This is a genomic window from Pseudomonas sp. R3-57 (genome assembly GCF_051132065.1).
Taxonomy (GTDB): Bacteria; Pseudomonadota; Gammaproteobacteria; order Pseudomonadales; family Pseudomonadaceae; genus Aquipseudomonas.
Window position 1 is genome coordinate 3,177,414 of sequence record NZ_CP071655.1, and the last position, 14,584, is coordinate 3,191,997.

The window sequence follows — 14,584 nt, forward strand, 5'->3', positions numbered from 1 at the left end:
CGGTGCCTGCAAAAAAACGCCGCCAGGGCATTGCGGAACGACGCCCGTCCCCTATGGTCATCTGAAACGCTACGCGATATCCCTCAGTCGCATAACGCGCTGTGACCGACCTAAGGAGACCCATATGACCAACAAGGCCGACACGGGCGCCGCTCCGACACTCAACCCGCCGGTGTTCTACACCTCGGGCGTGCTTCTGCTTTTACTGGTCATTTACGCCAGTGTGTTCCCGGCCCACGCGCAGGTGGTGTTCGCCAATGTGCAGCACTGGATCATCACCAATGTCAGCTGGTTCTACATCCTCGCGGTGGCAATCATTCTGGGTACCGTGGTGTTTCTGGGCATCAGTCGCTACGGCGATATCAAGCTCGGGCCCGATCACAGTAGCCCCGATTACAGCAGCACCACCTGGTTCGCCATGCTCTTCTCGGCCGGCATGGGCATCGGCCTGATGTTTTTCGGCGTGGCTGAGCCGGTCATGCACTTTCTCAATCCGCCGGTGGGCGATGGCAGCACCGTCGAAGCAGCGCGGGAAGCGATGAAAATCACGTTTTTTCATTGGGGCCTGCATGCCTGGGCAATCTACGCCATCGTCGCGATGATCCTCGCCTACTTCAGCTACCGACACGGCTTGCCGCTGACCCTCAGGTCTGCGCTGTACCCGTTGATCGGTGACCGCATTCATGGGCCGATCGGCCATGCGGTGGATATTTTCGCGATCATCGGCACAGTGCTCGGCGTGGCGACTTCGCTGGGCTTTGGCGTGGCGCAGATCAACACCGGGCTCAACGCCCTGTTCGGTGTGCCGATCAACACCACCGTGCAAATCATTCTGATTGTCGCCACCACCGGCCTTGCGACCATTTCCGTGGTCACCGGGCTGGACAAAGGCGTGCGCCGGCTCTCCGAGCTCAACCTCGGCCTGGCGGTGTTGTTGCTGTTGATGGTGATTATGCTCGGGCCTACCGTGCTGATTCTGCAAACCTTCGTGCAGAACACCGGCGGTTACCTGACCGAAATCGTCAGCCGCACGTTGAATCTGTACGCCTACCAACCGACTGACTGGATCGGCGGCTGGACCCTGTTTTACTGGGGCTGGTGGCTGGCGTGGTCGCCCTTCGTCGGGTTGTTCATCGCGCGCATTTCCCGTGGCCGCACCATTCGCGAATTTGTGATGGGCGTATTGCTGGTGCCCGCGGCTTTCACGCTGCTGTGGATGACCGTGTTCGGCAATACCGCGATTCACATGATCCTCACTGAAGGCATCACCGACCTCGGCGCGGCCATTGATAAAGATACCTCGCTAGCGTTGTTCGCCTTTCTCCAGCACTTCCCGTTTTCCGGGGTGATCTCGCTGGTCGCGGTGGTCATGGTCGTGGTGTTTTTCGTCACCTCGGCGGACTCTGGCGCCATGGTGGTCGACATGCTCGCATCGGGCGGATCGTCGAACACGCCGGTCTGGCAGCGGGTGTTCTGGGCGTCGAGCATGGGCCTGGTGGCGATCGCCCTGCTCCTGGCTGACGGGCTCAAGGCCTTGCAAACCGCGACGATTGCCAGCGCACTGCCCTTCACCATCACCCTGCTCTTTAGCATGCGCGGCTTGCTCAAAGCCCTGAAACTCGACGCGACCAAGCGCGGCTTGCGCTATCAATCGCTCTCGCCTGGGGTCAGCCGCCATCCGGGCGGCTGGCAACGACGCTTGCGCACCATGGCGATGTTCCCGCGCCGCGCGCATGTGCTGCGGTTCATTGCCGAGACGGCAAAACCGGCGTGCCTGTCGGTCGCCGAGGAGTGGCGCAAGCAAGGCTACGTCTGCACCGTCGAGGATCTGGAGGACAACAGCGTACGGCTCAGCGTCGGCAGCGCTGACAATCCGCAGTTCATCTACGAAGTGCGGCCGCACCCTTACACCATGCCGAGCTTTGTGATGGCCGATACCCAGGACGAGGAGCGCAAATATTTCCGCGCCGAAGTGCACTTGCGCGAGGGCGGCCAGGATCAGGACATCATGGGCTGGTCCCGTGAAGAAGTGATCGGTGACATCCTCGATCAGTACGAGCGGCACATGCAGTTTCTGCATCTGGTCGGCTGATCATGACGCTACCGTGACTGGACATCAGCGCCAGTCACCGCAACGCTGCTGCGCAAAAGCTGAAAAAATTACGCAAATTTTACGCACCCGCCATGCCGACATCCGATACTACGCGCCGTTATTTCAGCAGACGAACGTTCATGTCTTTTGCAGCATTGCGGCTTATCGGTTTCATCCTCGGCATTTTCCTGATCACCCTCGCCGTGAGCATGGCCATTCCCATGCTCACGCTGGTGGCGTTCGAGCGCAGCGATGACCTCTCGGCGTTTCTCTGGTCGAGCGTGATCACCGTCGTCTGTGGCCTTTTGCTGGTGGTGCGCGGGCGTCCCGAGACGGCTCAGCTTCGCCCGCGCGACATGTACCTGCTGACCACCGCCAGTTGGGTGGTGGTGTGTGCCTTCGCCGCGTTGCCGATGGTGTTGATCAGTCACATCAGTTACACCGACGCCTTTTTCGAAACCATGTCCGGCATCACCACCACCGGCTCCACGGTACTCAGCGGACTGGACCATGCTTCGCCGGGCCTGCTGATGTGGCGCTCGATGCTGCACTGGCTCGGTGGCATCGGCTTCATCGGCATGGCGGTGGCGATCCTGCCGCTGCTGCGGGTTGGCGGCATGCGTCTGTTCCAGACCGAGTCCTCGGACTGGTCAGAGAAGGTCACGCCGCGCTCCCATGTCGCCGCCAAATACATCCTGTTCCTGTATCTCGGTCTGACCTCGGCAGGCGCGCTGGCCCTGTGGATGTGCGGCATGACCCCGTTTGAAGCCATCAACCATGCGATGTCGCTGATCTCCACGGGGGGCTTCTCGACCTCCGATGCCTCGCTCGGGCATTGGCCGCAAGCGTCGATTCACTGGGTCGCGGTGGTCATCATGATCGCCGGCAGCCTGCCCTTCACTCTGTATGTCGCGACCTTGCGTGGGCACCGTCGTGCACTGTTGAAAGATCATCAGGTGCGCGGCTTCATCGGGTTTCTGCTGGTCATTTCGCTGCTGGTTGGCACCTGGCTGTGGCTGCACAGCGATTACTCGTGGTGGGATGCGTTTCGCATCGTTGCGGTCAACATCACCTCAGTGGTCACGACAACCGGCATTGCAGTCGGCGATTACACGCTGTGGGGCAGCTTCGCCATTCTGTTGTTCTTCTACCTGACCTTCGTCGGCGGATGCTCCGGCTCCACCGCCGGCGGCCTGAAAATCTTCCGTTTCCAGGTGGCTGCGGCGCTGTTGGTCAGCAGTTTGAAGCAGTTGATTCACCCGCGCGCGGTGATCCAGAAGAAGTACAACGGCCACCCGATCGACGAAGAGATCTTGCGCTCGCTGCTGACCTTCTCGTTTTTCTTCACCATCACCATTGCCCTGATTGCTCTCGGGCTGGCCTTGATCGGACTCGATTGGACGACAGCATTGAGCGGCGCCGCCACCGCGGTGTGCAACGTCGGCCCGGGGCTGGGCACGATCATCGGCCCGGCAGGCAACTTTTCATCTTTGCCGGATGCCGCGAAATGGTTGTTGACCATCGGCATGCTGTTGGGGCGACTGGAAATCCTTACGGTGCTGGTGCTGATTACGCCGGTGTTCTGGAAGTATTAACGCCCGCCCTGCCCGGGTTATTTACGGAAAAACAGAGTGATCTGACCGACCTCAACGCCGAACTTGCTCATGTACGAGCGGTTGATCAGGGTCTTGCTGTCCATGAGGTACATCCAGTCATCGAGCTCAACGTCGTACTCCTCGCCGTCCACCGGCAAACGCAGCACATACCGCCAACGCAAGGCGTTGCCGGCCGTCTCGCCACGCGCCTCGCCGACCACATCGCCGGCAGTGCCTCGCCATTGGCCGGGGCCGTCCGGAGTCAGGGTCCAGACGCGTTTCTGTTTCGTACCATCGCTGTAAGTGAACGACTCGTCGAGAATCAACTTGTCGCCTTCGGAATGACCATTGATCAGCACATGAAAGCGCTTGGCGACTTCACCCGAACGCTTCTGGAAAATCCCCCAGGCCTCGACCCGGCCCTCGAAGAATTCGCGCAGCTCCAGCGTGGGTTTTTCCTGGCTGTAGCTGCGCACGTCGACGCCGCTGCAACTGGCCAGGGCGAGGCATAACAAGAGGGTGCAGACTTTCAACATGGGGGCTTGCCTCTGGGTTCAGGAATCGGACGATGTGTCGGGCACCTGCCGTGATAAATCGCGATCAGCCGGGCCGGGTTATCCCGTGCTGGCGCAACTTGCGATACAGGGTATTGCGGCTGATGCCCAGCCGCGAGGCGACCCGGGCGATGTGCCAATGCTCGGTTTCGATCAGCGTCAGTAGAGTCTGTCGCTCAGAGACGCACAGCAGGTTTTCCGTGGGGGCTGTGCTGTCTGCCGCCTCCGGCAGTAATTCGCTCAGGTCATCGAGACTGATTCGCCCTTCTGTCGCCAGTGCGACCAGAGTGCGCAGGCAGGTGCGCAGTTGCCGGACGTTGCCGGGCCAGGGCTGCTTGAGCAGACGCTCCTTGACCCCGGCGTCCAGTCGGATACGCATGCCGACGGCTTCTTCACGCAGCAACAGATCGAGCAACTGGCCCTTGTCCGAGCGCTCGCGCAGCGCTGGCAGTTGCACCGCAAAACCGCCGATGCGGTAGAACAGGTCTTCGCGCAAACGCCCTTCGGCGACGCAAATCTGCAGATTCTGGTGGCTGGCGCTGATCAGGCGTATATCCAGTGGCCGTGCCGTTGTGGCGCCGAGCGGCACCACCTGGCGCTCCTCTAGCACACGCAGCAGGCGCGTCTGCAGGGCCAAGGGCATGTCGGCGATTTCATCGAGAAACAGGATGCCGCCGTGGGCCTGTTCGAGCTTGCCGAGCATGCCTTCCTTGCGCGCCCCGGTGAAACTGCCGCCGCGATAGCCGAACAGCTCGCTTTCGATCAGCGTTTCCGGAATTGCCGCGCAATTGATCGCCACAAACGGCTGGCTCGCTCGCGAACTGGCGCGGTGCAGCGCCGCCGCGAAGGCTTCTTTACCGGTGCCGGTTTCGCCTTGCAGAAACACCGGCACGTCGCGCTCCAGCACTCGCAGTGCGCGGGCAAAACCGCGTTGCAGGCGCGGGTCTTCCAGGCAGACGCGCGCGTCGTTGACAGGGATGACTGCGGGAATCGCCGGTTGTGGCCGGCGCAGCGGTTCGCGCAATTGGGCATAAAGCTGCCGACCGTCAGCCAGGCGCAGCGGCCAACAGACGCTGGGTTGTGCGCCGGCGTGACTCATCAGTTGATCAATCGGTGTCTCCAGCAGCAGCGTCAGCGGCTGACCGATGATCGCCTCGCGATTGAGGCCAAGCAGTTCCAGACCCGCGTCGTTGATCGAGCAGATCCGCGCATTCTCATCGAAGCTGAGCAGCCCTTCGCCCAGCAGTCCGACAAAGCCAGCATCCGGGTGGAAGCGCAGCAGATAGCGCTGCGGATCATGCCCGAGAAAAAAACAGCTTTCGATCAGCTTGGCCGACAGATTGGTCAGCGCCATGGCTTTGAAACGCTGTTCGAGGCTCTGCTCCTCGCGCACCGAGGACAGATTGAGCACAGCAAGCAATTCGCCGCTCGGGTCGAAGATCGGGCTGGCCGAACACGTCAGGCCAACGTGCTTGCCGCGAAAATGTTCATCACGGCGGATGGTCACGTGCTGGCGCTCGACCAGACAGGTACCGACCCCGTTGGTGCCTTCGTGCTCCTCGCTCCACACCGAACCCAGCCACAATCCGGCACGCTGGAACCCGGCGCGTTCGGCATCGTTGAACACGCTGTCGATCGCCACGCCGCGCGCATCGGTGAGCAACACCACATGGCCGTCACGCCCCAGCTGCTGGTGCAGGCTGTTCATCTGCCAGTGCGCCACGGCAATGATGTGTTCCAGCGGCGCGCGGTGATCCTGCAAACGCGCTTGCTCGACCACATCCGGCGCACGGCGGCTGGCAGGATCGAGGCGGTATTGATCGAGGCAACGGCGCCACGAGCGAGTGATCGCCAGGTCGGCAACGGGGTTATGACTGGCGACGCTGCCCTGCACGGCTTGCAGCACTTGTTGTGCATGGGCGTTGATCAAGGCCGGTTTCATTGTTGTTGTTCTCCGCTACGGTCGGACACGGGACTGTTTGCAGCTTATATGAAAAGTCAGAAACCGGCGTTCTTTGCCCGGCGTGACACAGTGTCATCGCCCATTCCCGAATTCGTGACACCACGCCGATACACGATTGCCGTTCCATGGCGCCAACCGCTCTGCCACGGGGCTTTGCCGAAGCTGGCCCGAGCCTTGCTCCGGGCCTGTTGTTCCTACAACAACAAGATCGGAGAAGCCCTATGAACATCGCTATCGATGCGCCCCTGCAAACGCCGACCGCGCAACTCGCTGCCTGGATCGAAACCCTCGACGAGCGCCTCGCTCAACGTGACGTGGAGGCAACGCTGGAGCTGTTTGCCGACGAATGCTTCTGGCGTGACCTGCTACTGTTCAGCTGGAACCTGGTAACGCTTGAAGGCAAACCGGCCATCCGCGACCTGCTCGAAACTCGTCTTGAGCAGACCCGGCCACAACAATGGAAACTCGACGGTGAAGCAACGCTGACCGACGGCGTGCTCGAAGGCTGGATGAGTCTGGAAACCGAGGCCGCGCGAGGCAAAGGTTATGTGCGACTCAAGGATGGCCTGTGCTGGACACTGCTGACCACCATGCGCGAACTCAAGGGCTTCGAAGAACCCAGCGGTCGCCGCCGGCCAATGGGCGCCAACCATGGCCACGCCCATGCCGACAAACGCAATTGGCTGGAACGCCGCCGCGATGAACAAGCGGCGCTGGGCATCACCACGCAACCGTATTGCCTGATTGTCGGCGGCGGTCAGGGCGGGCTCGGCCTCGCCGCGCGACTCAAGCGTCTGGGCGTGCCGACGCTGATCGTCGACAAGGCCGAACGGCCCGGCGATCAATGGCGTGGTCGCTACAAGTCGCTGTGCCTGCATGACCCGGTCTGGTACGACCACATGCCGTACCTGCCCTTCCCCGATCACTGGCCGGTGTTCACGCCAAAAGACCAGATTGGCGACTGGCTGGAGATGTACAGCAAGGTCATGGAACTCGATTACTGGTCGCGCACCGAATGCCTGAGCGCCGGGTTCGACGAGCAGACTCAGACCTGGACGGTAGAGGTGCTTCGTGACGGCGAACGGATGACGCTGAAACCGACGCAATTGATCCTCGCCACCGGCATGTCCGGCGTGCCCAATGTGCCGCGCTTTCCCGGCGCCGAGGTGTTCCAGGGGCAGCAACATCATTCCAGCCGCCATCCCGGCGGCGACGCCTGGCGCGGCAAGCGTGCGGTGGTCATCGGCGCCAACAACTCGGCCCACGACATCTGCGCCGACCTCGTCGAAAACGGCGCCGAGGTGACCATGGTGCAACGCTCGAGCACGCACATCGTGCGCTCCGACAGCTTGATGGAACTGGTGTTTGGCGGGCTCTATTCCGAAGACGCGCTGGAGGCAGGCTTGACCACGGACAAGGCCGACATGCTGTTCGCTTCGATCCCGTACAAGGTCATGCCGAGTTTTCACAAGCCGATCTTCGACGCGATCAAAACCCGCGACAAAGAATTTTATGAGCGCTTGGCCAAGGCCGGTTTCATGCTCGATTTCGGTGATGATGAGTCCGGTCTGTTTCTGAAGTACGTGCGCCGTGGCTCCGGGTATTACATTGATGTCGGTGCCTCCGAACTCCTCGCCAATGGCACGATCAAGCTCAAGAGCGCGCCGGGGCTGGGCGTCGATCACATCGAAGCGGATGCGGTGGTGCTGACCGACGGCAGTCGGCTGGCGGCGGACCTGATTGTGTATGCCACCGGGTATGGCTCGATGAGTGGCTGGGCGGCCAAGCTGATTTCCCAGGAGGTGGCTGACAAGGTTGGGCGCTGCTGGGGGCTTGGGTCCGGCACGACCAACGATCCGGGGCCATACGAGGGGGAATTGCGCAATATGTGGAAGCCGACACGGCAGGACAACCTGTGGTTTCACGGCGGTAATCTGCACCAGTCGCGGCATTATTCGTTGTATCTGGCGTTGCAGTTGAAGGCGCGGTTTGAAGGGTTGGATGTCAGTGTTTATGGGGATGGCGGGTCATTGCGCTGATTGAGTTCTGGAGCGCCGATGCTTGTGTGGGTCGGCGCTGGTTTTGTGTGGTGGCCAGAATCGATCCCCCTCACCCCAGCCCTCTCCCCCAGGAGAGGGAGCCGATTTGGGCTGTGCTCAAATCCTGAGTTCGACTCGGTATCGCGGGTCGGCGTATCGCTCACATCCACCGCGGTCAGTCCCCTCTCCCTCCGGGAGAGGGCTAGGGTGAGGGGCTTTTGATTTTTGGTTTTTAATCTTCGGCTTTGCCGTCTGTCGCCTATCCCGAAAAAAATTTGCAATTCCTACCCTCGCCACCGCTTCTGATATTTGTGAGCACACCCGCATTCTCGACCAAAATTCACAGGAGGCCCCATGTCCCAACCCTCGTCTTCCGCAAGCACGACCATGCGCAGTTGGTGGAGCATGGCGTCGAGTGGCGGCTGGCCGGGGCTGTTGTTTTGGGCGACGTTGATTGTCGTCACCGGGTTGCTGTTGATCAGCGGCTACGCCGCACTGGTCGGCGCCGACGAAAACAACCTGCGTCTGGCGGTGCTGGGTGGCTTGTCGGGCTTCGGCGCGACGGCGCTGGGCGCAGTGGCAGCCATGGTCCTGCGCGACATTGCGTCACGCACGCAGGACACCATGCTCGGTTTCGCCGCCGGCATGATGCTCGCCGCCAGTTCGTTTTCGCTGATCCTGCCCGGCATCGAAGCCGCGGAAAAAATGACCGGCAATTCGTTGCTTGCCGCCGGTGTGGTGGTGTTCGGTCTGGCGCTGGGCGTGGCGTTGATGATCGGGCTCGATCGCTTCGTGCCCCACGAGCATCAGGAAAGCGGCCGCCGTGGGCCGGAGTCGCAGCGGATCAACCGGGTCTGGCTGTTCGTCCTTGCCATCACTCTGCACAACCTGCCCGAAGGCATGGCGATCGGAGTGAGTTTCGCTGACGGCGACATGAAAGTCGGCCTGCCGCTGACCACCGCCATCGCCATACAGGACATCCCCGAGGGGCTGGCCATCGCCCTGGCGTTGCGCGTGACCGGTATTTCGGCTTGGCGCGCGGCGCTGATCGCCATCGGCTCGGGACTCATGGAGCCGTTGGGCGCGGTGATCGGGCTGGGTGTTTCCAGTGGCTTTGCGCTGGGCTATCCAATCGCATTGGGTCTGGCGGCGGGCGCGATGATTTTTGTCGTGTCCCATGAGGTCATTCCGGAAACCCACCGCAACGGTCACGAAACCCCGGCAACGCTGGGGCTGATGCTGGGCTTCGGGGTGATGATGTTCCTCGACACGGCGTTGGGTTAATCGATTTAGCAGGCTGCGGACCTTTAGCGCGAAAACAGCGTCGGAGTTAAGGCGTCACTCCTGATCGCCAACGCTCATGAGGTTTCGGTTTGAAAGCTGCCATCGCCAAAAAGTACCGTCTGATCATCAAGACCCTCGGCTACGTGGGCTGGTCGCTGTTCTGGCTGTTGCTCTGGGACATCGCCGTCACCGTGGATTTCATGCTGTTTCTCAACGCCAAGTTGAACCTGCCGTTGATGCCCCTGACGTTGCTCGGTTCGGCGCTGGTGGTGCTGATCAGTTTCCGTAACAGCAGCGCCTATAACCGTTGGTGGGAGGCGCGCACGCTGTGGGGGTCGATGATCAATAACTCGCGCAGCTTCGCTCGTCAGGTGCTGACACTGATCGACGATGGCGGCCGTGAGGTCAATCCGGTCAAGTCGACGTTGCTGCGCCGTCACGTCGCCTACGTCAATTGCCTCGCCGCACACCTGCAAGGGCTGCCCTGCCCCGATGAGGTCCGCGCGTTCATTCCCGCCGACGAGTTCGCCCGCAGCAGCACCACCAACAATTTCGCCAACGACATTCTCACCGGCTCGGCTGCGCTGCTCGCTCGCGAGTACAAGGCCGGGCGTCTGGACAGCATTCGGCTGGCGCGGCTGGAGTCGACGCTGGTGGATCTGTCCAACAGCCAGGGCGGCATGGAGCGGATTGCCAACACGCCACTGCCCTACCCTTATGTGTATTTTCCGCGGCTGTTCATTTCGCTGTTCTGCCTGATCGTGCCGGTCGGGCTGGTCGAATCGCTGGGCTGGTTTACGCCGCTGGCCTCGACCGTGGTCGGCTTCATGCTGTTGGCCATCGAACGCATCGGCACCGACCTGCAAAGCCCGTTTCGCCACAGCGAACACCAGATTCAAATGGAAGCACTGTGCGAAACCATCGAGAAAAACCTGCAATCGATGCAGCGTGATTCGCTTGGCGATGTGCGCCGAATCGAAGAAAACGCCTGATCTCCCTCCCGTCGGTCGCTATGCGTCGGCAATCAAAAGCTGTTCATCCTCGTCGCGGATGAGCAGCTTTTTTACTAATAGCTGTCATTAATCCCACCGACACTGACACAACCGGTCTTCTCCCTCGCTGCCTCGGCGCAAACTCATTCAGCAACACACCAGCGAACGTGCGCCTGAATCGCGGGCTACGCTTTATCGTGAAAATATGTGTTTTAACTAGGTAGTTACCTAACGATATACTGCGCACCTCATTTCAACGGGGACATTCAACGTGAAGCAGAGTCAACGCCTCTCGGGCATATCAAAGTTCATTCTGGTCGGGCTCGGCGTGGTCATCGCCCTGCTCGGCTTGGCGCTTGCCGCAGGCGGCTTGAAGTTGGTCAGTCTGGGAGGATCGTGGTACTTCCTGGTCGGCGGATTGGTGATGGCGGTTTCCGGCCTGCTGATCGCCCGCTTCAAGACGCTTGGCGCGTGGCTATTCGCAGCGTTCCTCGTCGGCACCGCGATCTGGGCAGTGATCGATGCCGGGCTGGTGTTCTGGCCGGTGTTCTCGCGGCTGTTCATGTTCAGCGTGATCGGTCTGGTTGTCGCGCTGGTCTATCCCCTGCTCAAGCGTGCCAACGGTGAAGTGGCCGGTCGCGGTGCTTACGCCGTTGCCGCGGTGCTGGCGGTGGGCGTGGCCGTGGCGGGCGGCAACATGTTCGTCGCCCACCCGACCGTTGCCGACACCGGTGCCGGCCCGGGCCTGACCCCGGTCGAGCCGGCCAAGGCGCAGAAAGACTGGGCGCACTACGGCAATACCGAAGGCGGCAGCCGCTTTGCTGCGCTCGATCAGATCAATCGCAACAACGTCGACAAGCTCAAAGTGGCGTGGACCTACCACACCGGTGACGTCGCCGAAAGCGATGGCAATGGCGCTGAAGACCAGCTCACGCCGTTGCAGGTCGGCAACAAGGTGTTCATCTGCACCCCGCACAACAACCTGATCGCGCTCGACGCCGACACCGGCAAGGAAATCTGGAAAAACCAGATCAACGCCCAGTCGAAAGTCTGGCAGCGTTGCCGTGGCATGGCGTATTTCGATCGCACCGCTTCCATCGTGCAGCCAGCCAATTCGCCGATCATCGAATCCAAACCTGAACCGGCTGCCAATTGCCAGCGCCGTCTGTTGACCAACACCATCGATGCGCGCCTGATTGCCGTCGATGCCGACACCGGCGAGTTCTGCCAGGGTTTCGGCAACAACGGTCAGGTCGATCTGAAGGCCGGTCTGGGTGATGTGCCGGACAGCTACTATCAGTTGTCGTCCGCGCCGTTGATGGCTGGCACTACGGTCGTGGTCGGCGGTCGCGTCGCCGACAACGTGCAAAGCGACATGCCCGGCGGCGTGATTCGTGGTTTTGACGTGATCACCGGCGCCATGCGCTGGGCGTTCGACCCGGGCAACCCGCAGGATCGCAAAGCCCCGGCCGACGGCAGCACCTACGTGCGCAGCACGCCGAACAGCTGGGCGCCAATGTCCTACGACCCGGCGACCAACACCGTGTTCCTGCCGATGGGCAGTTCATCCACCGACATCTACGGTGTCGAGCGCAGCGAACTGGACCACAAGTACGGCGCATCGATCCTCGCGCTGGACGCCAGCACCGGTGAAGAGCGTTGGGTGTACCAGACCGTGCACAACGATCTCTGGGACTTCGACCTGCCGATGCAGCCGAGCCTGATCGACTTCGACAAGGATGGCAAAAGCATTCCGGCGCTGGTCGTCGGCACCAAGGCCGGGCAGATCTACGTGCTCGACCGCGCCACCGGCAAACCGCTGACCGAAGTCAAGGACGTGCCGGTCAAAGCGGCGAACATTCCTAACGAGCCGTACTCGACGACCCAGCCAAAATCCGTGGGCATGCCGCAGATCGGTGCGCAACACCTGACCGAGTCGGACATGTGGGGCGCCACGCCTTACGATCAGTTGCTCTGCCGCATCGACTTCAAGGGCATGCGTTACGACGGTTTGTACACCGCGCCGGGTACCGACAAATCGCTGAGCTTCCCAGGATCGCTGGGTGGCATGAACTGGGGCAGCATCTCCACTGACCCGGTACACGGTTTCATCTTCGTCAACGACATGCGCCTGGGCCTGTGGATTCAGATGATCCCGTCGCAGAACAAGGGCCAGGCCGCCGGCGGTGGTGAAGCGCTCAACACCGGCATGGGCGCAGTGCCGCTCAAAGGTACACCGTACGCGGTGAATAAAAACCGCTTCCTGTCGGTGGCCGGTATTCCGTGCCAGGCGCCGCCGTTCGGCACCCTGACCGCGATCGACATGAAGACTCAGAAAGTCGCCTGGCAGGTTCCAGTCGGCACTGTTGAAGACACAGGTCCGCTGGGCATCCGCATGCACTTGCCGATCAAGATCGGTCTGCCAACCCTCGGCGGCACGCTGTCGACCCAGGGCGGCCTGATCTTCATCGCTGGCACGCAAGATTTCTACCTGCGTGCCTTCAACAGCGGCAACGGTGAGGAAGTCTGGAAAGCGCGTCTGCCAGTCGGCAGCCAGGGCGGCCCGATGACTTACGTTTCGCCGAAAACCGGCAAGCAGTACATCGTCGTCACTGCCGGTGGCGCGCGTCAGTCGACCGATCGTGGCGACTACGTGATGGCCTACGCCCTGCCGTAACCCACGGCGTCGATGTTAAGCGCGGCACCTTCGGGTGCCGCGTTGCTTTTCCCTATCGCTCAAGTTTCAGCAGGAAGATTCAGATGTTTTTGGCTGTTGGCTTTTCCCGTTCCACGCTGTTCCATGGCCTGCTGCTGGGCCTTACTTGCACAGCCACCCTCCCCGCGCTCGCCGCTGATAATGCCGATCTGTTGACCCGCAGCACCCTCACCGGTGACTGGGGCGGCCTGCGCCACCAGCTCGACGAAGACGGCATCAAGTTCACCGGCGACTACAGCGGCGAAACCGCTTACAACGCCGACGGTGGTCTGCATCGCTCGGCGCGCTACTCGCAGAACATCAAGCTCGGCGTGCAGTTCGACCTGAGCAAACTCTATAGCGTCAACAATGCCGGCAAGGTCCAGTTGACCATCAATGATCGACGCGGCAACAGCGCCTCGGAAGATCTGGTCGGCAACCGTTTACCAATTCAGGAAAACTACGGTGGCCTGTACACACGCCTGACCGAACTGAGTTACGAGCGCAGCCTGTTCACCCCGGCGCTCAACGTCAAACTCGGTTACATGGCCATGGGCAATGACCTCGGCGGCCTCGACAGCGGCATCCTCTGCAACTTCATGAACGCCGGTTTCTGCGGTCATCCGTTGAACATGTCCGGTGGCAGCGGCTGGGCCAACTACCCCAACGCGCACCTGGGCGTGCGGGTCAAATACGACCTGTCACCAGCATGGCAACTGCGCGTCGCCGCGTTCAACGTCGACCCGTCGAGCAACGGCAACTCCAGCCGCGCCTGGCACCTGGGGCCGAAACACACCACTGGCACCGTGGTGCCGATCGAGCTGGTGTACAAACACGCCGGCGCGCTGCCGGGCGAGTACAAGGTCGGCTATTACTACGACAGCTCCGACGTCAAACGCATCGGCAGCGACGACGAAGTTTCCGGTCGTGGCGGGCATTACCTGTTGGTCGATCAAGCCGTGTGGCGTTCGCAATCCTCCGAGGGCCGCAGTCTGCACGCTTTCGGCCAGTATTCCGCCGCCAGCGAAGCCGCCTCGCCGTTCAGCAAGTGGTACGGCACCGGCGTGGTTCTGTACAAACCGTTCGAAGGCCGCCCGCGCGACACCCTCGCGCTGGGCTATGGCCGCGCCGTGCCTAACCCGCGCAGCCGCGACGTGCAGCAAGACGCTGCGCTGATCAATGGCACCGCGTTCCCAAACCTCGACAGCGCCGAGCAATTGATCGAACTCGGTTACGGTTATCAGGCCACACCGTGGCTGACGCTGCGCCCGAACATGCAGTACATCATCGAACCGGGCGCGTTTTCCGGGCAGGACATCGACAATGCGTTGGTGTTTGGCTTGCAGGTGAAGGCGGCGCTGTAAGCCTTG

General features: G+C 61.4%; 9 protein-coding genes. 7 read left to right on the forward strand and 2 right to left on the reverse strand.

All coding sequences use genetic code 11. The features are described from left to right. Nucleotides 1-124 precede the first annotated feature (124 nt). Both betT and J3P93_RS14360 read left to right on the forward strand, forming a co-directional pair. Nucleotides 125-2,092 carry a choline BCCT transporter BetT gene (gene betT, locus J3P93_RS14355; protein ID WP_434588926.1) on the forward strand — a complete coding sequence of 656 codons (1,968 nt, stop codon included), beginning with the start codon at nt 125-127 and terminating at the stop codon, nt 2,090-2,092. Between the two features lie 140 nt (nt 2,093-2,232). Then, a complete protein-coding gene (locus J3P93_RS14360; protein WP_434588928.1) occupies nt 2,233-3,687 on the forward strand; it encodes a TrkH family potassium uptake protein in 1,455 nt (484 codons plus the stop codon). A 17-nt stretch (nt 3,688-3,704) separates the two neighbouring features. On the opposite strand, the gene J3P93_RS14365 is transcribed toward J3P93_RS14360, so the two are convergent. Continuing rightward, a complete protein-coding gene (locus tag J3P93_RS14365; protein WP_434588930.1) occupies nt 3,705-4,223 on the reverse strand; it encodes a DUF3833 domain-containing protein in 519 nt (172 codons plus the stop codon). 64 nt (nt 4,224-4,287) lie between these two features. Beyond that, nucleotides 4,288-6,183: a sigma-54-dependent Fis family transcriptional regulator gene (locus J3P93_RS14370; protein ID WP_434588932.1), complete on the reverse strand. Its 1,896-nt coding sequence runs from the start codon at nt 6,181-6,183 to the stop codon at nt 4,288-4,290. Between the two features lie 242 nt (nt 6,184-6,425). Here J3P93_RS14370 and J3P93_RS14375 point away from each other — a divergent pair, with 242 nt between their 5' ends. From J3P93_RS14375 to J3P93_RS14395, 5 genes are all read left to right on the forward strand, one after another. Continuing rightward, the gene (locus J3P93_RS14375; protein WP_434588934.1) at nt 6,426-8,243 is read left to right on the forward strand and encodes an NAD(P)-binding domain-containing protein; all 1,818 of its coding nucleotides are present in this window, start codon (nt 6,426-6,428) and stop codon (nt 8,241-8,243) included. Between the two features lie 405 nt (nt 8,244-8,648). After that, nucleotides 8,649-9,527 (forward strand): ZIP family metal transporter, encoded by an 879-nt coding sequence (locus J3P93_RS14380; protein ID WP_408003561.1) that lies wholly within the window; start codon nt 8,649-8,651, stop codon nt 9,525-9,527. Between the two features lie 89 nt (nt 9,528-9,616). Next, on the forward strand, nt 9,617-10,519 hold the full coding sequence (locus J3P93_RS14385) for a bestrophin family protein (RefSeq protein WP_093101708.1): 903 nt from the start codon (nt 9,617-9,619) through the stop codon (nt 10,517-10,519). A gap of 271 nt (nt 10,520-10,790) precedes the next feature. Beyond that, on the forward strand, nt 10,791-13,196 hold the full coding sequence (locus J3P93_RS14390) for a glucose/quinate/shikimate family membrane-bound PQQ-dependent dehydrogenase (RefSeq protein ID WP_434588937.1): 2,406 nt from the start codon (nt 10,791-10,793) through the stop codon (nt 13,194-13,196). 83 nt (nt 13,197-13,279) lie between these two features. Further along, nucleotides 13,280-14,578, forward strand: a complete 1,299-nt coding sequence (locus J3P93_RS14395) for a carbohydrate porin (RefSeq protein WP_434588939.1) — start codon at nt 13,280-13,282, stop codon at nt 14,576-14,578. The last annotated feature ends 6 nt before the right edge of the window (nt 14,579-14,584 follow it).

Bases quoted from the DNA above. Each gene is read 5' to 3' on its own strand.
- J3P93_RS14395 (WP_434588939.1), top strand. From the start codon at position 13,280: ATGTTTTTGGCTGTTGGCTTTTCCCGTTCCACGCTGTTCCATGGCCTG.
- J3P93_RS14375 (WP_434588934.1), top strand. From the start codon at position 6,426: ATGAACATCGCTATCGATGCGCCCCTGCAAACGCCGACCGCGCAACTC.
- J3P93_RS14365 (WP_434588930.1), bottom strand. From the start codon at position 4,223: ATGTTGAAAGTCTGCACCCTCTTGTTATGCCTCGCCCTGGCCAGTTGC.
- J3P93_RS14380 (WP_408003561.1), top strand. From the start codon at position 8,649: ATGGCGTCGAGTGGCGGCTGGCCGGGGCTGTTGTTTTGGGCGACGTTG.
- J3P93_RS14360 (WP_434588928.1), top strand. From the start codon at position 2,233: ATGTCTTTTGCAGCATTGCGGCTTATCGGTTTCATCCTCGGCATTTTC.
- betT (WP_434588926.1), top strand. From the start codon at position 125: ATGACCAACAAGGCCGACACGGGCGCCGCTCCGACACTCAACCCGCCG.
- J3P93_RS14370 (WP_434588932.1), bottom strand. From the start codon at position 6,183: ATGAAACCGGCCTTGATCAACGCCCATGCACAACAAGTGCTGCAAGCC.